At 49.9% G+C, this 20,352-nt stretch carries 17 protein-coding genes; 14 read left to right on the plus strand and 3 right to left on the minus strand.

Going from position 1 to position 20,352, the window contains the following annotated elements; translation table 11 throughout:
• From VIS48_13115 to VIS48_13125, 3 genes are all read right to left on the minus strand, one after another.
• Nucleotides 1-234: hypothetical protein (locus VIS48_13115; protein HEY9167089.1), on the minus strand; the 234-nt coding region annotated here is incomplete at its 3' end.
• A 60-nt stretch (nt 235-294) separates the two neighbouring features.
• Nucleotides 295-837 (minus strand): hypothetical protein, encoded by a 543-nt coding sequence (locus tag VIS48_13120; protein ID HEY9167090.1) that lies wholly within the window; start codon nt 835-837, stop codon nt 295-297.
• A gap of 321 nt (nt 838-1,158) precedes the next feature.
• A complete protein-coding gene (locus VIS48_13125) occupies nt 1,159-3,399 on the minus strand; it encodes a prolyl oligopeptidase family serine peptidase (protein ID HEY9167091.1) in 2,241 nt (746 codons plus the stop codon).
• A 395-nt stretch (nt 3,400-3,794) separates the two neighbouring features.
• Here VIS48_13125 and VIS48_13130 point away from each other — a divergent pair, with 395 nt between their 5' ends.
• From VIS48_13130 to VIS48_13195, 14 genes are all read left to right on the plus strand, one after another.
• Nucleotides 3,795-4,172, plus strand: a complete 378-nt coding sequence (locus tag VIS48_13130; GenBank protein ID HEY9167092.1) for a hypothetical protein — start codon at nt 3,795-3,797, stop codon at nt 4,170-4,172.
• Between the two features lie 327 nt (nt 4,173-4,499).
• Nucleotides 4,500-4,760 carry a hypothetical protein gene (locus tag VIS48_13135; protein ID HEY9167093.1) on the plus strand — a complete coding sequence of 87 codons (261 nt, stop codon included), beginning with the start codon at nt 4,500-4,502 and terminating at the stop codon, nt 4,758-4,760.
• A gap of 66 nt (nt 4,761-4,826) precedes the next feature.
• On the plus strand, nt 4,827-5,570 hold the full coding sequence (locus VIS48_13140; GenBank protein HEY9167094.1) for a CPBP family intramembrane glutamic endopeptidase: 744 nt from the start codon (nt 4,827-4,829) through the stop codon (nt 5,568-5,570).
• A 168-nt stretch (nt 5,571-5,738) separates the two neighbouring features.
• Nucleotides 5,739-6,140 (plus strand): DoxX family protein, encoded by a 402-nt coding sequence (locus VIS48_13145; GenBank protein HEY9167095.1) that lies wholly within the window; start codon nt 5,739-5,741, stop codon nt 6,138-6,140.
• 85 nt (nt 6,141-6,225) lie between these two features.
• Nucleotides 6,226-7,143 carry an ABC transporter ATP-binding protein gene (locus tag VIS48_13150; GenBank protein HEY9167096.1) on the plus strand — a complete coding sequence of 306 codons (918 nt, stop codon included), beginning with the start codon at nt 6,226-6,228 and terminating at the stop codon, nt 7,141-7,143.
• Nucleotides 7,140-8,453, plus strand: a complete 1,314-nt coding sequence (locus VIS48_13155; protein ID HEY9167097.1) for an ABC transporter permease — start codon at nt 7,140-7,142, stop codon at nt 8,451-8,453. Before VIS48_13150 ends, VIS48_13155 begins: the two co-directional genes overlap by 4 nt.
• Before the next feature lie 141 nt (nt 8,454-8,594).
• A complete protein-coding gene (locus VIS48_13160; protein HEY9167098.1) occupies nt 8,595-9,374 on the plus strand; it encodes a PhzF family phenazine biosynthesis protein in 780 nt (259 codons plus the stop codon).
• A 142-nt stretch (nt 9,375-9,516) separates the two neighbouring features.
• The gene (locus tag VIS48_13165; GenBank protein ID HEY9167099.1) at nt 9,517-10,155 is read left to right on the plus strand and encodes a GNAT family N-acetyltransferase; all 639 of its coding nucleotides are present in this window, start codon (nt 9,517-9,519) and stop codon (nt 10,153-10,155) included.
• Between the two features lie 93 nt (nt 10,156-10,248).
• A complete protein-coding gene (locus VIS48_13170) occupies nt 10,249-10,449 on the plus strand; it encodes a YqaE/Pmp3 family membrane protein (GenBank protein HEY9167100.1) in 201 nt (66 codons plus the stop codon).
• A 274-nt stretch (nt 10,450-10,723) separates the two neighbouring features.
• Nucleotides 10,724-11,374 (plus strand): TetR/AcrR family transcriptional regulator, encoded by a 651-nt coding sequence (locus VIS48_13175; protein HEY9167101.1) that lies wholly within the window; start codon nt 10,724-10,726, stop codon nt 11,372-11,374.
• A gap of 212 nt (nt 11,375-11,586) precedes the next feature.
• The gene (locus VIS48_13180; GenBank protein HEY9167102.1) at nt 11,587-12,636 is read left to right on the plus strand and encodes an efflux RND transporter periplasmic adaptor subunit; all 1,050 of its coding nucleotides are present in this window, start codon (nt 11,587-11,589) and stop codon (nt 12,634-12,636) included.
• 48 nt (nt 12,637-12,684) lie between these two features.
• A complete protein-coding gene (locus tag VIS48_13185; GenBank protein ID HEY9167103.1) occupies nt 12,685-15,825 on the plus strand; it encodes an efflux RND transporter permease subunit in 3,141 nt (1,046 codons plus the stop codon).
• A gap of 105 nt (nt 15,826-15,930) precedes the next feature.
• Entirely contained in the window at nt 15,931-16,383 is a 453-nt protein-coding gene (locus VIS48_13190; protein ID HEY9167104.1) for a VOC family protein, read from the plus strand.
• Nucleotides 16,384-16,836: 453 nt separating this feature from the next.
• Nucleotides 16,837-19,917, plus strand: a complete 3,081-nt coding sequence (locus VIS48_13195) for a glycoside hydrolase (protein ID HEY9167105.1) — start codon at nt 16,837-16,839, stop codon at nt 19,915-19,917.
• Nucleotides 19,918-20,352 lie beyond the last annotated feature (435 nt).

A 20,352-nucleotide genomic window follows, 5' to 3' on the forward strand; every position in this document is an offset into this window, starting at 1 on the left:
CATCTCAAACTTCAATGGAACGTTGAACTTGTGCATCGCAATATCCATCCACTCTCTCGAGGTTGTGATCTCTTTTATCACAAAACAGGAACCGTTCACTTCATATTTGAGAATTGTAACATCAATCGGCTCTAATTCTCCTTTTAGTTCCAGCCGTAAATGGATGTGTTTTGTCTCCGGGTTTATGCTTGCATCGGCCAACTCGCCGAGATCAGAGAGGGATTTCTTAAACATTAACCTTAAAGCTTTCGAGACAATCCAATCCTTGGTTCGTCTCACCATGCCCATGCTATGCTACTCCAGGTTGCTGCTTCCTGAAACGCCAAAGACGTGGAGATCCAGATCCTTTATCAGCGCCTGCGCCTCTTCCAACTGCCTGGTCGCGACAAAGAATCTGGTCGGCTGAACTAACGGCCTGACGCTTAAGAACTCAGCGTCATAGACGTAGTAGTCTAAATCAGCATTGTCCAGGATCGATTCGAGAAGCGCCACGTCACCCTGGTTCATTGTGGAAAGCAACGGGGAGAAGTTCTCGGTCTTAAGTATCCTGGGCGGATCGGAGTTGTAATCCAGGAACGCCTCGCACACGGGACAATGTATCTTCTTCGAAGACCTTTCTTTGTCAGTTAACTCAAGCTCGCTCGAGCAGTCGGGACAAATTATTTTTGTCGGCAATAAATCTGCGCCTGTTTCCTTCGTGAGTAGCTCGTGACATGTCGGTTTTCTGCAGTAATAAAACTCTTTCCCTTCATCCAGGCATGACATGCAATAGTGCTTTCCGCAGCCGCGGCAAATTGAATATGCTTTTTTGCCAGGATGATTCGCGCATTTGTCCATGGTGCTCGCCTCCACTTCAGGATTCTTCTGCTTCTACCGCTTCAGGCATGAACGCGTCCATTGATCTCTTTAGTCGCATCCGTTCAAACAGCCTCCCTTTGCACTTTGAGCTCGCGGAACTGAATTGACGGGGAGCTCACCGCCGATCTCTGAGATATCCCAACCGCCTGGGACCGGCCGGTCCCGTCCGCTTTTGAAAATGTAATCTGTTTCTGACGTAGTTTCAATTCCGGTTAGGGGATGGGCCGACTCATGGAGATGACAATTGAACGATGGGACAAGGTCGGCCTGATCTTCCGGCCGACCATCCCGCGAAAAAAATTACGGTGTTTGGCTTATCCCGAGATTGTGTGCCATGAATGCCATGACGTCTGCCAGCTGGGCAATCCGCTTGTCCGTCGGCATGTAGCCGTGACTCGTCTTTGTCTCTACACGTATCAATACCGGATTGTCACACGCCTGATCGTGCTGCATCTCCGCGATGAATTTGTATGAATGACTCGGAACAACCCTGTCGTCGTGATCTGCGGTTGTGACAATCGTGGGTGGATAGCAAGTCCCCCGCTTTATGTTCTGGACGGGGGAGTACTTGATCAACGTCTGGAAATCGGTGGAATCGTCGGAAGAACCGTACTCAGGTACCCACCCGATCCCGGCAGAAAATTTCTGGTACCTCAACATATCCATGACGCCTGCTCCGGCGTAAGCGGCACCGTACAGATCGGGTCGCTGAGTGACAACGGCGCCCACAAGAAGTCCTCCGTTTGAATAACCTTCTATGCCAAGTTTCCTGGGAGAGGTGTATTTTTCTTTTACCAGGTATTCTCCTGCGGCAATGAAGTCGTCGAAAACATTTTGCTTCTTCTCTTTCATTCCCGCATTATGCCATGCTTCTCCGTATTCGCCTCCTCCTCTTAAATTCGCGACAGCATATATGCCGCCCATCTCCAGCCAGATTATGTTCGTTGGGCTGAACGATGGAGTGATGCTTATGTTGAATCCGCCGTACGCGTAGAGATCCACGGGGTTGCTCCCGTCGAGTTTGGTCCCTTTCTTCATGGTAATGAACATTGGGACCCGCGTCCCGTCTTTGGATTGGTAGAAAACCTGTTTTGTTTCGAACTCGTCGGGATTGAAGTCGACATGCGGTGCCTTGAAGACATTCGTCTTGTCCGTTTTGAAATCATACCGAAACACAGTGGTGGGATAAAGAAATGACGTGAATCCGTAAAACAGTTCCGGCGTGTCATACCGTCCGTTGAATCCGGCGAGAGTTCCTATACCCGGCAGCTTCAGGCTACCGTCTTGTTTTCCCTCGAGAGAATAAAAATCGACTTGACTTCTCGCGTCGACGAGATATCCCACCACGACTCGTCCTGCGATCAATCCGAACTGTTCCATGACGTTCTTGGTTTCATTGACGACAACTCTCCAATTCTTTTGGTCGGGAGAGTTGATGTCGAATGCTACAACCCGTCGTTTCGGCGCATCGAGCGTCGTTTCTACGTAAAGTGTCGTTCCGACATTCCCCAACACACCATATTCCGCATCGTCTTTTTCAAGGAGTGGTTTGACCGGTGAAGAGATATCGGGATGTTTAGGATTCTTCAGATCTACGTAAAAAAGTTTGTTCTTTGATTCGGTTCCTTTGTTCACGTAAATGAAGAGGTATCGCCCATCTTCTGTAACCGATCCACCAACATACCAGCCGGGGAGGTCTTTGAGGTCATAGAATTTCCTGTCGTCGCTCTGTGAAGTTCCAAGCCGATGGTAGTAGAGGGATTGTCCAACTCCTTCCGCCGTCAGAGCCTCTCCCTTTGGCGGTTCGGGAAAACGAGAGTAGAAAAAGCCGCGGTTATCGTTCGTCCATGAGATCCCGGAGAACTTTACCCAGTGTATTGTGTCAGCAAGGTCTTTTCCCGTTTCGACGTTGCGCACGTGGAGTTCCTCCCAGTCCGATCCGCCTTGTGAAAGACCATACGCAAGATATTTTCCATTCGGAGAGGGAGAATAATCGAGGAGGGCGATTGAACCGTCGGGGGAGAGCGCGTTAGGATCGAGGATCATCCTAGGCTTTCCGGCGAGCGAAGTCTGCATGTAAACCGGGCTTTGGTTTTGCAATCCCGAGTTCTTACCGTAAAACAGTTTGTTTGAGTGTCGCTCGGGCACGCCGACCTTTTCATAATTCCATAACTTGGTGAGTCTATCACGAATCCAATTCCGAATCGGAATCTTGTCGAGATAATCAAACGTCATTTTATTCTCAGCCTCGACCCAGTCATCCACCTCACGACTATCCTGGTCTTCCATCCACTGATAAGCTGCGGTAACCTTTGTGCCGAAGTAGTCATCTATGGCTGTGTCCCTCCTGGCTGCGGGATAGTTCAGTGATTGAGATCTCGCTGCTATTGGCAAAAAGATGATGGCTGCAGTCATTAGTAATTGTGTCCTGAGAATTAATTTCAACCTAATTAAGTCCATTCCATTTCCATTGCTGCGGTCCATCCTGATTCCGTCGGCGACAACCGATTCCGGAATCGATCTGAAGATTGATGGATTCATTTTCCCTCCTGTTTAATCCTTGTAATGGTTGAGATCCGGGCGTAACGGGCTCATACCCTAAACGATTTCGCCTTGAGAATAAATCCATAGGCCATGAACTTTTTTGGGATCAGCTCCGTTATTCCGTGTGAGTGAAAAAAGCGTCTTGGCTGGGCTTGCATCTCGATTCGATTCTTAGCGTACGTCCGAACGTTGGAAATGTTTCTCGCCGCGATGGGCCAGTCTGAGGAAAGAAAGCGGGGGAAAAATTAGCCCGTTACCCGCTTGATTTTTTTGCGTGACAGGCCTACTTTCATTTAAGCTTATCTTGGTGCATCTGTGCTGGTGTTCGAGCATGAACTTATTCGTTCTATCGTTTGTGCTGGCGAAATCTTTTACTTAAGAAGGAGGAGTTAATGAAGAGAACCCTTTTGCTGAGTGTGGCAGGATTAATGGGGGTCCTATTGTTGAGCGCCTTAAATTACACACCGAGCGATAACAAATCGGCTGTACTGACCATCGCTTCGTCGGGTCCGGATACGGTCGTATCATTTGATGCTGCGTACGTCGTAGGTGATGCATCGTCGTCCACCCCTCTTGCGGTGGCAAACCTCGCTACACCGATTACATTGACAATCGACTCGCCAAGCTTCATGGGAATTTTTAAGAGGAAAACCGGAGCGGGAACACTCGTCGTGAAACTGAGCAAGCCCGGTGTCGGTGACATCCAAGTGAAGGGGAACGTGACTTGTGTAACCCTGGTCAAAGATAAACTGACGGGGGCGCAGTTCTGAGCTCCAATCGATTTGCGGTCGGGCTCGTGACCGGCCTGTGGGCCGGAATGATTCCGTGTTTCGTTCAATATCTTGAATAGGTCTTCGTGTTGATGAGAACAATCTTTCCCTGATCCTGTTTCGGCAAGTTTTCAAGTCCATTCATCGGAGTGTCGTGCTTTGGTCAATGAGATAAAATCATTAGGGTCTTCCAAAATTAATGAGGCAGCATAACGGCTTCCGGGTTTCTTAAAGTGTTTCCGCATTCGATAAACTCGGATTCGCCAAAATCTTTGAAGCAAACCGTGTACGTTGTAACCAAACAGATCACTAACAGTGGAGGCAGTCATGGCAAGCGATATTAACGTCAATCGCCAATTAGCCGGCGAGCCGGCCGTTGGTTTCGGTGAATGGATGATCACCTTGCTCATCATGGTGATTCCTATCGTGAACATTGTGATGCTGCTCGTCTGGGCGTTCAGTCAGAACACGAATGAAAGCAAAGCGAACTGGGCAAAAGCAAGTCTCGTATGGATGGTCATTGGCCTGGTCGGATGGTTCCTGATCTTCGGAGCACTACTGACAACCTTCATGCACTTGGCGCGATGAAGCTGTCTCAGGAATTCAGCCCCGCATCTCGTATTGTGACGCCCGGCGATACGGCTGCTTGTTAAATTGACAGATCTCGTTGACAGGCCGGTCGTCGTTGCACATTCTGCATCGAAGACGGTTTTCCTTTCATTGGCGCCCGGCCTGTTGATCTTATTATTTTTCGTTTTCCTCGCTCCCGTAGCCGCAGTTCATTCCCTTCCGTCCATCCTCGTCCTGTTTGTCTTGATCATGCTGGTCCTTGTTCCATTCGAGCTTGGAGTCCTGTTGCGTGAAGGGAAGAAGCTGAACGGGAAATGGTCTCCGGAAGGAGTTGTTCTCTTTAGGGAGAAGATGCCTGCTGTCCGAACAATCGCCCTCGTTCTCCCCTTGCTGTTGTGGTGTCTCTTTGTTTTCGGTTTCCTGACTTCGTTTATCGACCCATTCATGATCAGGGAGTTCTTCCGCTGGCTTCCATCATGGTTCTTCGCTAATCAAATTCCTCAACCAAAGGGCGCGATATTTATTATCACGGCAATAATGGGTTTCGTGTTCAACGGAATTATCGGCCCGATCGTCGAGGAATTATATTTCAGGGGATACCTGCTTCCAAGGATGAGTCGAATGAAGGCGTGGGCGCCGGCTGTAAATGTCGTCCTTTTCTCTGTCTATCATTTCTTTTCTCCCTGGCAGAATCCCGTCCGGATAATCGCACTTCTTCCTCTCGTTTATGTTGTCTGGTGGAAAAGGAACATTCTCGTGGGAATTATTACTCACTGTTCGCTCAATCTCCTTGGGATGATCGTGGCGTTCATACTGATGCCAAAATAGTTCCTACTTTGATTTTCGAGCGGACGTTTCAGACTGGTACACTCTCCGTTCCGCAGCGTCTGGCTGGAGATCCGGAACCGGATGCACTGGAACAGTTCGTGGTGAAGTGATTGTTGTATAACAAATGGGTGTCTGAAGAAACATTGAATAATAAAAGGGAGATTTCATATGAATGAAGATCTAGGTAAGTTAATATTACGGCTGACGGTCGGCGGACTCCTGATATTTCATGGCATATCGAAACTGGTTCATGGAATCGCGTGGATGGCGGGTCCGCTTGGAGCGTTCCATCTTCCGTTCTTTATCGGGTACGGAGTGTACATAGGTGAAATAGTCGCGCCTGTCATGATAATCCTCGGTTACAAAGCCCGGCTCGCCGCGCTTGTGGTCGCATTTGATCTTTTCATGGCAATCGTTCTGGTAACAAACGGAGGCATCTTTGCTGTCAGACCCGGCGGCGCATGGGGAATTGAAACGGAGGCATTTTACCTTTTGACGGCAATCGCAATCTTCCTTCTCGGATCGGGAAAGTTCAAAGTATCCAAAGTCTCCGGGAACAAATGGGATTGAGCGGCGAGCGAAACCATAACCTCACCGAGTACGTAAGGTACATCGTGGGCACATTAAGTCCTGAAAGGGCATGAGAAACAGCTGCATGATATCAGTTCAAGGTGTCTCGAAAAAATTTCCATCAGTCATTGCGGTCGACAACGTTTCGCTCGAAATAGGAGGCGGGGAATTCTTCGGACTTCTCGGTCCGAATGGTGCCGGTAAAACAACGCTTATGAGTCTACTTACCGGTTATTTCAATCCGGATTCCGGATCGATCATGATCGATGGCGAACATATCTCACAGGAAAGTTTGAACATTAGAAATGAAATTGGTTATGTCCCCCAGTCGCTCGCTGTGTACGATGAGCTGGGAGCGCAGGAGAACCTTGAAGCGTTCGGGAGTCTTTATCGCGTTCCCAAAAAGATCCTGAAGCAAAGAATAGTCGAACAGCTTAATGCCGTCGGGCTCTACGACAGGCGCAAGGATAAGGTGAAGACGTTTTCCGGCGGGATGAAGCGCCGACTGAATCTTATTGCCAGTCTTCTCCACGATCCTAATGTTCTCATTTGCGACGAGCCGACGGTAGGGGTAGACCCCCAGTCCAGGAATGCCATCTTCGACTATCTCGAGTCGCTCAACAGGGCTGGGAAGACTATTGTATATACCACGCACTACATGGAGGAAGCTGAGCGGCTCTGCACTCGTGTTGCGATCATCGATCATGGCATTATAATCGCCCTCGGTACTACCGACGAACTCCTTGAGAAGCTGCCGTATGAGGAAGCGATAAGCATATCCAAGAATCAAATGACGACGGAGAACGGCAAGATCTTTCAGGCGTTTGGGAAGATCGTCGAGGAGAACGATCACTTCGAGTTGAATCCGTCTCCTGGATTCAAATTATCGTCTTTCTTCTTGAAACTGGAAGAACACGGGATCCATTACAAATCGATCGAGCTCCACCGCCCGACGCTGGAAGCCCTCTTCCTTCAACTGACCGGGAGGAGGCTGAGAGATTGAGACAGGTCCTTCAGCTTTTCAAGAATTCGTACAGGATATTTTTCAACGACAGAATATCGGTGTTACTGACCTTCATCGTCCCCGTGGTCTTGGTGTATATATTTGGATCGATCTTCGGCGGGTCAAATGCCGGACCGCAGGGAATTCCGCTTGCGTTCCTCAACCAGAGCAAGTCGGAGGTCGGCACGCGCATAGAATCAGCGCTCGATACGATGAAGTCTTTCCGGGTGATCAAGTCATTCAAAGACGATTCCGGAATTGTGCGGACGTTCGACACGACTTCGATAAAAGAATATGTTATGAACGGGAATGCTACCGCCGCTCTGGTGCTTCCGATAGACGCTTATTCCGATACTTCTATGGCTCTGAAAATAAAGTTCTATTACGATCCGAAGAATGAGATCGAGATCCAGACAGTACAGGGATTAATCAAGCAGGTGGTATTCAGCCAGTTTCCGTCGATTATCGCGCAGAGCGGACTCAAGCAGGCGGAACGAGCGCTCGGGACAAAGAACGGACGCGAGTTCAACAGGGGCATGGCGTCGGTCGTGAGCAAGTATTTCAAAGTCGATACAAGCGTTTTCCTGCATCCGTCAAGATGGAAGTTCTCGGGAAAGGGCGGCGATTCTTCCAACAACACCGGAAATTTTTTCAACGAGATTGTGAAAATGGATGAAGAGCAGGTCGTCGGCAAACAACTCGCAAATCCCTGGGCAACGAGGAGTGTTGGGGGATGGGCAATTACATTTCTGCTCTTCAGCCTGACAGCGGCATCTTCTTCTCTCTTCGATGAGAAGAAATCCGGGGTGATGCTCCGGCTCCTCACATCTCCAGTTTCCAGGGTTCACATCCTCTGGAGCAAGTATCTTTTCAATATGTCGCTCGGTATCCTCCAGTTGTCCGTCCTCTTCTTCTTCGGCTGGGTAATCTTCAGGATAGACATCTTCTCAAACTTCATTAATCTTTTCCTGATAATCATCGCGGCATCGCTTGCGTGTACATCGTTCGGGATGCTTCTCGCAGCATTCTCGAAGACGCGCCAGCAGGCGAACGGGCTCGGAACTCTTCTTATTCTTAGCATGAGTGCGATCGGCGGAGCCTGGTTCCCGGTCTCCTTCATGCCGTCCGGCATCCAGTTCTTCAGCAGGCTCACACCCGTATATTGGGCGATGGATGGTTTTCTCCAGGTTCTGTGGAGAGGCGTGGGCCTCTCCGGCATCGTCGAGCACATCGTGATCCTTGTCGGCATCGGCGCGGTAGCCAGCGTTGTCAGCTTGTGGCAGTTTAAAAGAGGAGATATCTTCTCCTGATCCTAATCTTGCCTGCGGATTGACATGCGCAGGTCAATGAACTAATTTAATCCCGACGAACTCTCACACCGTCTTGAGGTCTGATTCCGTCTCGAAGCGGAATCATATCCTTTTTATCAGGAGTAAATGGACAATTCAATTATGAAAATTCCAATGTTTCAAATCGATGCTTTCACAAACAAAAGATTTCACGGGAATCCCGCGGCCGTTTGCGTTTTGGAAGAGTGGCTTTCGGACGAAATCATGCAGAATATCGCGGCTGAAAACAATCTGGCGGAAACTGCCTTTGTCGTTGCCAGGAACAACGTATTTGATCTTCGGTGGTTCACCCCGGCAATTGAGATCGACCTTTGCGGCCATGCGACACTTGCTACCGCCTATGCTTACAAAGAGCACCTGGCTTATTCGCCGGATGAAATATCGTTCAGGACAAAAAGCGGTCTCCTGAAAGTCCTGTTCGCAGGCGATATGATGTCTATGATTTTTCCGCGGAGACCGGGCGAGATTTGTCCTGCTCCTGACAATCTTAAGGAAGCGCTCGGCGCCCAGCCGCGTGAGGTTCTTAAGGCACGGGATCTGATGGTTGTCCTTACTAATGAAGACGAAGTGCGTCACCTCAAACCGAATATTGACAAGATCAAATCTTACGATTGCATTGGAGTGATCGTTACAGCCAAAGGAAATGAAGTTGATTTTGTCTCAAGGTTCTTCGCCCCTAAAGTAGGAATTGCAGAGGACCCGGTGACCGGTTCTTCACACTCCACTCTGATTCCGTATTGGTCGCAAAAGCTCCGCAAGTCCAAAATGACTGCCCGCCAGTTGTCTGCAAGAGGCGGTGAACTATTCTGCGAAGATCTTGAAGATAAAGTGAAAATTTCGGGAAGAGCGGTGACTTACTTCGTAGGCGAAATCGAAGTATGAACGGACCTACCGATGGGATTCGAATTGTCGGGCAATAAGTATTAAGCACGACACTGTGACTCTTCTCGCACACTGTCCTGTGCGTATGATGGTTTCATGTGTTCGAGTGATATAGAATAGTGACGTGGTGGGGAAACAGGTTATGAGGAGAACACATATCAAGAAGCCGGACATCAAAGACCGCCTTGCCGCGCGTGAGTCTTTTGAAAAAGTCAAGGTGGAACCGGTTTCAAAAAGGAATTGGAACAAATTTGTCGAGCTCTTCGGAAAGAACGGTGCTTGTGGAAATTGCTGGTGCATGTATTACAGGCTTCCGATATCGGATTTCAAGAAGGGCAAGAAGCGAAGCGGCAACCGGAATGCGATGAAGAAGCTCATCGACAAAAGAATGCCGGTCGGATTGATCGGGCTCGTCAGCGGAAATCCGGTCGCGTGGATCGCGCTGGCACCGAGAGAAGATTTTCCGAGGCTTGAAAATTCAAGAGTCCACAAAAGGATCGATGGCGAGCCGGTATGGTCGATCCCTTGTATGTTTATCAGGAAGGAATTCAGACGACGCGGAGTGTCCGTCGCTATCTTGAGAGGAGCGATCGATTACGCTCGCTCGGCTGGAATACGAATGCTCGAAGCATACCCGACAATTCCGACAAAAGATAAGTATCCCGATTCATTTCTCTGGGTCGGGCTATACAAATCATTCCAGCGGGCCGGATTCAAGATCGTAGACCGAACCTCGAAGTCAAGACCGATGGTGCGATTCAATCTTGGAGGAGAATCATGAAGGGTTCTAGACTCGCCCGATGCCAGAGCCGAATGAGTAACGCGCAACACCGATATAAGAATTCCGTAGTCGATATTAAAAAGCGAGCTTGAGATGCTTTACCTGATAGCGTTTCTTCTTCCGCCGTTGGCTGTGCTGCTGAGCGGCAAACCGATTCAAGCGCTCTTCAATATAGTTTTGTGCGTGTTTCTTTGGATTCCAGGTGTGATACACGCGCTCCTCGTCGTCCACGACCATTATGCTGACAAACGCGCTCGGCGTGTGATTAAAGCTATCAACGCTACTAGGGTGTGAGGGCTGCACTTCTCCAATCTTCCAAAATAAACTTACTCGAGTTTCGTCTTGAGACTTGTTGGGCCTGATGGAAGCACAATTTACAGGCGCCTGAAATTGTTAATGGTTCCTTAACATGATGACTCTTGAATTGTCAGAGAAGGGTCGTTAAATTGGAAACGTTCTAGACGTATATCGTTTCCATCGTAGGAATCGCAGTTTATCTGCGTTTTTTTAGGTTATCGCGGAAACGATGTAAACGTCATTCGTTTCACATGTGGAGAAAGGCCCTAGAATGTCGTCAGACGAGAAGGAAAAAAGGGAGAGAATTCTGGCCGGAGCGGAGGGGATGTTCCTCGAACACGGTTATGCCAAAGTCACGATGGAGGAAATAGCCTCCAGTCTCGGGATCAGCAAGAAAACCCTCTACAAATTTTTTCCCAACAAGGAGAAGCTGGTTCGAGATCTGATCTCCGATCGTCAGTGCGAGTTCATGAATCACATCGATGGCATATGGCGACGAGATGATCTCGATTTTATCGGCAAGTTCAGGATAACCCTCGATTACTTTGGCGAACGGTCTTCTCGAGTCAACCGGTTTCATGATCTGCAGAAACTAGTCCCTGATGTTTGGAAGGATATACACTCTTTCAAGAAAGAAAAGGGCCTTGAGAAGATCAAACAAGTTCTTAACGACGGTTTCGAAACGGGAATCTTGAGGAAAGACATTAACCGCGACGTTATCGTCTTACTCTACACGAATGCAGTCGAGTCGATTATCACGCCGGATGTTCTCGCTGAACTACCTTTCAGCGGTCCGCAAGTGTTCGAAGCGATTTCAAAGATCATATTCGAGGGAATCCTGACGGAAGACGGCAGAAAGCGGTACTGCTCATATTCGTTGCCGCAGGATAAGAAGATTGATAAAAGTGTCTTGCAAGACTGACGACTTGAAAGCTCAAGTCAGAACACGCAGGATTGTTGGGCATCATGCAGAATGCGCGGATGACGAGTCCGTTTCTGAGAATGAAAGCAAAAGCGTTCCATCCGGACAAAATGAGTACAGTGATTTTCTCTATTCCATGTTTGCACTGAGTTATTCGATATTCTCGGGAACAAATACAGACTTAAATAAGGAACGAAAGACCAGGGTGAGTAATGAAAAAAATTAGGATCTATTCGGTTGCAATCGTCGTGGTGGCGCTCATTATTGCCATACTGATGAGGAACCGATCTCAAATAAAAGCTGAAACGAAGAGACAAACCGTTGATTCGTATCCCGTCAGTGTAGCTACCGTTGTGCAACGAGGACTTTCAGACAATATCGATCTCGTCGGGACAATAGACGCCAATAACGACGTGGCTATTGTATCAGAGGCGCAGGGGAAGGTGACGAAAGTGCTGGCGCAAGTCGGAGATTTCAAGTCGGCCGGCTCGGTTCTGATCCAGATCGACGACGAGCTGGCACTTGCTGCAATGAACACGGCAAAAGTCAATCTTGATAAGGCAACCAAAGATTACGAACGGTTCCAGGAATTGTATAAAGAGAAAGCCGTGACAGATTCCCAGCTTGAAGGCGCTAATCTTGCTTACGAGTCGGCGAAGGATCAGTTTGTCATCGCCCGCCGTCAGTATGACGACACGAAAGTATCGACACCCATAGCGGGCATCATGACTTCGCGGACTGTTGATGTTGGCAATTATGTCAACAGCAAAACGGTAGTCGCGGACGTCGTCGACATCTCCCGGCTTAAGATCACAGTCAACGTCGACGAGCATGATGTGTTCAACTTGAGAACAGGCGAGCCGGCAGAAATTTCGACGGGGGTTTATCCCGGAAGTGAGTTTCATGGGATCATTAAGACTATCAGCGCTAAAGGAGATGCGTCGCATACATATCCGGTGGAAGTGGACTTTTCGAACAGCTCCGAACATCCCCTCAAGGCAGGAATGTTTGCGCATGTGCTCCTCACACCCCATTCAGATGGGACCGCGCTCGTGATACCGAGACAAGCTCTGGTAGGAAGTGTGGAGCAGCCCCAGGTTTTTGCCGTCGAGAATGGAATTGCCAGACTTAGAAATGTTGTCATCGGCTCCTCTTATGATAATTACCTGGAAGTGATAGACGGACTTCACAAGGGTGAAACGGTAGTTACTAACGGACAGAACAATCTTCAGGACGGGAACAAAGTTACCATCGCCGGGTAACGGTACTTCACGCGGAATAAGATCTAGATTTGAAAAGGGAAATCCTAAATGACTGTAACAGAGCTAGCTATAAAAAGACCGACACTTGTCGTGGTGGTATTCGGGGCATTGGCACTCATCGGCTTGTTCAGCCTTTCGAGGCTTAACTATGAACTGCTTCCGAAGATTACGCCACCAGTTGTAACGATTTCTACAATTTATCCGGGCGCTTCACCGAATGAAGTAGAGAATTCGGTGACCAAACCTATCGAGGATGTTGTCTCATCTCTCGATCAAATAGACAACATAACATCTCGATCGAACGAAGGCGTGTCATTCGTGATGATTCAGTTCCTGCAGACTGCGGACGTGAACACTCAGATGCAAAGCGCGCAGCAGAAGATCGATCAGATCGTCGGCACGCTCCCGGCAGGCGTAAAGACGCCATCGATATCGAAATTCGAGCTTGATGCGATTCCCGTCCTCAGGATGGGCGTCACAAGCAACATGCCATCGACCGAATTTTACCAGTTCATTTTGGACAGAATCCAGCCGAGACTCGCTGAAGTCCCGGGAGTAGGACAGATTACGCTTGTCGGCGGCGACGAAAGAGAAATCCGGGTCAACTTGAACGCAGACAGGCTCAAGTCGTACCATCTTTCGGTACTCCAGGTTTTGAATTCGATAAGGAATTCCGACATAGACTTCCCAACTGGAAAACTGGAAAACAGCACCAATCAATTAGTTGTTCGATTGGCCGGAAAGTTCAGTTCTGTTGACGCGATCAGGAATCTTATCGTCACCAAATCGCCGGGCGGCGGAGATGTAAAGCTTTCGGATGTCGCAGACGTGGATGACGGTCACAAAGAGTACACGACCATTAACCGTATCAACGGAGTGACGTCGGTCGGAATACTGGTTCAGAAGCAAACGGACGCAAACGCGGTGGATGTGAGCCGCCTGGTTCGGACCGAGCTTGCGAGTATCGAAAAGGATTACCAAGACAAGAATATTAAGTTCAATATTTCCCAGGACGCTTCTCAATTCACCATAGATGCCGCGAACGGTGTGAAGTTCGATCTAGCCCTTGCCGTTGTGCTCGTCGCTATCGTCATGCTGCTTTTTCTACACAGCATGAGAAATTCTTTTATAGTAATGCTTGCCATTCCCGCTTCAATACTCTCGACATTTGTAGTAATGTACGCGTTCGGCTACACGCTAAATCTGATGACGCTGCTCGGACTCTCGCTCGTTGTGGGAATACTTGTCGACGATTCAATAGTCGTCATCGAGAACATCCATCATCACCTTGAGAAAGGCGAACCACCTAGAGATGCAGCGATAAAAGGGAGAAACGAAATTGGATTTGCAGCGCTCTCGATCACGATGGTTGATGTTGTAATCTATGTGCCGCTTGCTTTGACGGGTGGTCTGATCGGAAACATCATAAGAGAATTCTCCGTTGTGGTGGTCATATCAACTCTTCTGAGCTTATTTGTCTCGTTCACTGTCACACCTCTCCTCGCATCGCGGATAAGCAAACTCGAAAGGATGACGGACGGGACTTTCATCGGACGCTTCGCGCTCCAGTTCGAGAAATACTTTCACAAGCTGATCGCGAACTACCTGGGAATATTGAAATGGAGTCTCAGTAACAGGTGGAAAGTAGTGACAATTTCGGCTGTCCTCTTTGTCGCTTCTCTTTCACTCGCGCCTCTCGGTTTCATTGGGGCGGAATTCATCACACAGTCGGACCGCGGGGAGTTCGCCGTCACGCTCGAAACGCCTTCCAATTACTCGCTCGAGAACACAAACTTCGTAACTCAAAAGGTTGAACAGTACATCAGCAGTCTGCCTGAAGTGAAGAGCGATTTCGTCGAGGTCGGCGCTTCAAATGAGGGCCTCATCGGCCAGACGTCGAACAACAGTTCCGAGCTGGACGTTGAACTGGTGCCGAAGGAAGAGCGCTCCAAATCAACAGACGAAGTCGGTCAGGAGATAAAAGATTTCGGTATGATGATGCCGGGGGTGAAGGTTCGGGTTAATCCGATCGGCCTCTTCGGAACGGCAAATCAAACTCCGATTCAGCTGATTGTAAACGGTCCCGACAGAAACGACGTGCTTAAGTCCGCCGATATCGTGGAGAGGGTCGTGAGGACGATACCTGGAACTGCCGACGTCCGGCTTTCGACCGAAGCGGCAAATCCGGAAATGAAGGTGGACATCGACAGGCAGAAACTTGCAGACTTCGGGTTGTCGATCGCCGATGTGGGTGCCGCGCTGCAGGTTGCAATGCAGGGCAATGACGACACGAAGTACAGGGAAGGAAACGACGACTACGACATACTCGTGTCGCTCGACAAATTCGATAAATCGAAAATCTCAGATTTGAAACAGATGACTTTCGTGAACGACAAAGGTCAATCCGTCGAGCTGCAGGAGTTTGCCAATGTGTACCAGGAAACCGGACCGACGGCACTCCAGAGGTTCAACAGGATAAACGCGGTAACAGTCTACTCGCAAGTCATCGGTCGTCCAACCGGAAGCGTCGGGGAAGACATTAAGAACGCGATGGCGAAGGAAAAACTTCCTCCGGGCGTCGGAGTCGTTTATTGGGGAGATTTGAAAAATCAGGCCGACGCGTTCGGCAGCCTCGGACTTGCTCTTATCGCCGCAATAATTTTCGTGTACCTTGTTATGGTTGCGCTTTATGACTCCTACATCGATCCGTTCATCATTCTTTTTTCAATTCCTGTTGCGATGGTCGGCGCATTTCTCGCTCTAGCCCTAACGATGAAATCGCTAAACATATTCACGATACTTGGAATAATCATGCTTGTCGGGCTGGTCGGCAAGAACGCGATCCTGCTCGTCGATAGGACCAACCAGAAGAAAAGGGAGGACGGACTCACGACTTTTGAAGCTTTGCTCGAGGCGGGAGAAAGCAGGATCAGGCCCATCTTAATGACAACGACTGCGATGGTCATCGGTATGCTGCCTCTTGCGCTCTCGACAGATTCCGGATCCGAATGGAAATCAGGTCTCGCGTGGGGAATCATAGGCGGATTGATCAGCTCCATGTTCCTGACGCTCATCCTAGTTCCAGTTGTTTACGTGCTGGTCGAGAAGGTTCAATTGAGAGTGAGAGGTATTATTCGCAAGAGAGCAAAGGAACCTTTACAGGAGCTTCATCCCGATCTGGTGAAGTAGTGGTTAAGTGCGGCGTCATTCCGCCTTTTCCAGGTGCACTCGGCTTGGTGGAACTCATCAGGCCGGGCCCAACGTTTAAGATGATATAACAAGGAGGGATACAAGATGGCACGCACATACATACCGAACGGATATCACGCAGTCACGCCCTACTTAATTGCCAGTGATGGTGAGAGGCTGATAGACTTCTTGAAGGAAGTGTTCTTGGCAAAGGAACTCGTCAGACAGACTACAGGCGGGGGCGGTACACATGTGGAGCTTTTAGTTGGGGATTCAAGAATCATGGTCGGAATCGGAGGGGATGTAGCGACGCCGTTAAGCGGGATGTATCTTGTGTACGTTCCAGAAGTTGATGCGGCGCATGCTCGCGCTGTCGCGGCGGGCGCGGTGTCCATCGAGGAACCCGGTGATCAGCCATACGGCGACCGGCGGGCAGGAGTCAAAGATGCTTTCGGCAACATGTGGTACATGTCCTCTCCACTGAAGAAACCGAGCGCAAGAAAATCGAAACCAGCAAAGCGATCCAAGGTGCGGACGACCGGACGGCGACGCAAGTAAGGCCGGCTTCGTACTCGCCTTCTCATTTCAAAACCATTATCTTCTTTACTGACGCGAAGGCGCCCAAGGCGACCCGGTGTAAATAATATTCGCCGGCTGCCGGCTTGCGGTACACAGAAAGAGACTCGTTCTTCCAAATGTCTAGCTCAGAAAGCCCTCCATCATGGACTCACATCCTAATCATGATCATCTTTAATAACCCTTTTCTCTCTTTTGTAATCCGTTTTATGTGCTCTCTTCGCGCAAGCTCGCAAGCAGCGGTAACGGCACTTTCAAATCGTAGGTAGCCGCACAAGGAAATTCATTTCGGTTGGCGAAGCTAAACTAACTGCGGGTGAAATGTGTTAACCTAATCTGTGACGAGAGTGAGAACTCATCCGCTCACCAATTATATTTACGATGCGTTCAAACCGTAACCCGTTCATCATTCCATTGCCAAATCGAGGGAAAAAAATGAAGAATCTTTCTATTAGCTCCTTGCTAGCCTTTTTGCTCGCAGCCATCAGCTCGGTGCAAAGCCAGCCAGTTCCTTCAGAGGCGTTTTCGAATTTACATTGGCGGCTTGTCGGTCCATACCGTGCCGGCTGGGCTACCATGGCCGTGGGAGTGCCGACTGATCCGAACACTTTTTACTTCGGAGGGGCAGGAGGCGGAGTCTGGAAAACCACAGACGCCGGTCGGACCTGGGATGGATTAATGCAGCACCAGGCTGCTTCTTCGGTGGGCGCGATCGATCTTGCACCATCAAACCCGGATATCATTTATGTCGGTACAGGACAGGTCGACCTTCGTTGGGACATACTTGCCGGCGATGGAGTCTACCGCTCAACCGATGCGGGAAAAACGTGGAGCAACATTGGACTGAAAGAAACTGAACATGTCGGAAAAATTCTCATTGATCCGAAAAATCCTCAGAGAGTACTCGTTGCGGCCCTGGGAAATGTTTTCGCGCCGATTTCCGATCGCGGAATTTATCTTTCGGACGACGGAGGTGGAAATTGGAAGAGAGTTCTGTTTGTCAATGATAGTACCGGTGCCGTCGACCTTGCCTCTGACCCGCTCTATCCTTCTGTCGTATATGCTGCCACGTGGCAGATGCAGATGCACCCGTGGCTCGACTATTTCATGCCGCAGACAGGAGCAGGATCGGGAATCTACAAGAGCACTGACGGCGGTGAGAGCTGGGCGAAGCTGATCGGCAACGGGCTCCCGTCCGGTCCGTTAGGGCGAATTGGATTGGGCGTAGCACGCGGAAGTTCGGGAAGAATCGTTTATGCGACTATCATCACCTCCGGCAGCGAAAGCGGACTATATAAGTCGGTTGATGGCGGCATGAATTGGGAATTCGTAAACAAAAACCCTGCGCTTGCTAATCCGTATTTCAGTAGAATAACGGTGGACCCGACGAATCCAAACATACTATATGTGATGGACCGATCTATTCATCGCTCAGAAGACGGCGGAAAAACTTTTACGATCTTTAAAGGTGCGCCCGGCGGGGACGACTACCATTTTTTATGGATCAATCCATCGGATAACCGTTATATGATCACCGCTTCAGATCAGGGATGCGTCGTCAGCGTCGACGGCGGAAAGAGCTGGTCAAGCTGGTACAACCAGCCGACAGGCCAGTTCTATCACGTGGCGGTCGATCAGCAGTTTCCATACAAGATCTACAGCGGACAACAGGACAACGGAACGGTTGGGATCTTCACGCGCGGACCTTACGGTGTAATTGAGGATCGCGACTGGCACCCCGTCGGTGGCGACGAGCGCGACTATGATGTTCCTAAACCGGGGAATCCAAACTTGATATTCGGGAGCGGGCTTGGCGGACATGTGTCGAGGTTCGACGAAATGACGCGGCAAGTGGCGGAGATTTCTCCCTGGCCTGTTCCCAGCTACGGTGCTCGTCAAACTTCGGTGAAGTATCGCTACACGTGGATAACCCCTCTTGTCTTCTCGCCGATTGGAAGACACGCCCTTTATTTCGGGAACCAGTATCTGTGGAAATCGACTGACGACGGCGACCACTGGCAGATGATAAGTCCCGACCTCAGTGGAAAGAAAGAGGGAGCGAGAGATTATGTCGATCCCGATCCGCTGCAGGCGCGCGACGCCGGTTACGGAGTCATCTTCAGCATCGCGCCGTCGCCCGTGTCTGAAAATGTCATCTGGACGGGTACCGATGACGGATACATCCAGGTGACCGCGGATGGCGGGAAACATTGGAGAAACGTTACACCGATATCTGTCCCGGCGTGGGGGATGGTGAGTTCCATCGATGCGTCTCCGTTTTCCGCCGCTGGTGCGTATGTCGCGGTCAACACTCACCGACTCGGGTTCTCGAATCCGATAATCATCAAGACAAACGACGGCGGAAGAGCATGGAGAACCATCATAAACGGGATTCCGAAGAACGAATATGTCAACGTCGTTCGTGCAGACCCGTTCAGGAAGGACGTACTTTACGCCGGCACGAACAGAAGCGTTTACGTATCTTTTGACGATGGCGAGAACTGGGAACCGCTTACACTTAACCTACCGACAACGAGCATCACTGACTTGGTAATTTCGCCGGGGCCATTTGGCCGCGGCGACCTTGTAATCTGCACGCAGGGAAGAGGCATATGGGTACTCGACGATCCGGAACCGTTTAGAGAAATGACACCTGAAATTGCCTCGGAGGGCGTGCACCTGTACCAGCCCGACGATGCGTGGCGTCTACGAGCGAATGAGAATCGTGACACGCCCTGGCCCCCGGAAACCGCGCTCGGCCAGAATCCGCCCACAGGAGCAGTTATTGATTACTGGTTGAAAGAGAATGCTTCCGGGCCGATCAAGCTAACCATACACGATTCAAGGGGGAACATCGTTAGAGAATATAATTCAGACGAGAAGGTCAGCGAGCTTCCCACTGAGACCCGGTATTTCCAGAGTGAATGGACGCGGCCTGAGACAGAGATTTCTTCAAAGGCAGGCGCTCATAGATTCGTATGGGATTTGAGGTACACGCGGCCGCCCGCGCTCGAGTACAATTACTCAATAGCGGCAGTCTGGGACCAGGACGATGGTGGTACACCTCTCGAACCCCAGGGACCGTTCGCGCTCCCAGGAAAATATTCTGTCACCTTGACAGTGAACGGCAAAGACTATACGAAGCCGATACTTTTGAGGCTCGACCCTCGCGTCCACGCCTCGGCAAAAGCGCTCGATGAACAACTCGCACTAGCGAGATCAATAGATGCGGGTCTTGTGGAAGGAGTGACGACCTGCAAGGACATGAAGAATGCGATCTCGGCCTCGGCCGGCAAGACACCTGCGGCGCTGGCCGACTCTATTTCTGTGATGTCTGAAAAGGGGCATCCGAACCTGTCGTCAGTCGTGGGCGTCCTCGCCGGACTTGCTTCTGCTGTGCAGGGCGCTGATGCAGCCCCCACTCAAGGCGAAAAAGATGTCTACCTGGAATACCGCAAACAGCTTGACGGTCTCCTCGCCAAATGGCAGAAGATTCAGGACTCTCTTCAAAAGTAATCGGTAGAGTGCCTGTCTCTGTGAGATGATTAGAGGTCATCGGGCGCGGATGATGACAAATCAACTCCGTCGCCGACGGTTTCGCTTGATGATCTGTGAATTGGTTGGACTAAATCAATAGAAGAGCTGGACGAGTACTCAGGCTTGACTATGGTCACGAGTTGATCTATTATTGCCTTGTAACAAGTCTGCACAAAGATCCTTCGGGTCGTCTTCGCTGATAAACAAGAGATGCTTCCATCCAATACATCGAACGAACATTGGGCGTGAATTTTCATTTAGGCAATCTTGAGTCGTTTTCTTACGCCAACAGAATCAAGGCTTGACGTCTGCCAGACGGTTTCTCGTGCCATCTGACGCTGGGGCGCGAGTGAACTTCCTGAAAACTCTGTCAAAGTCGGCTTAGGGTTCGTCCAAGCTGGAATGTAGTGAGGC

This window comes from Candidatus Kryptoniota bacterium (genome assembly GCA_036567965.1).
Classification (GTDB): domain Bacteria; phylum Bacteroidota; class Ignavibacteria; order Kryptoniales; family JAKASW01; genus JAKASW01.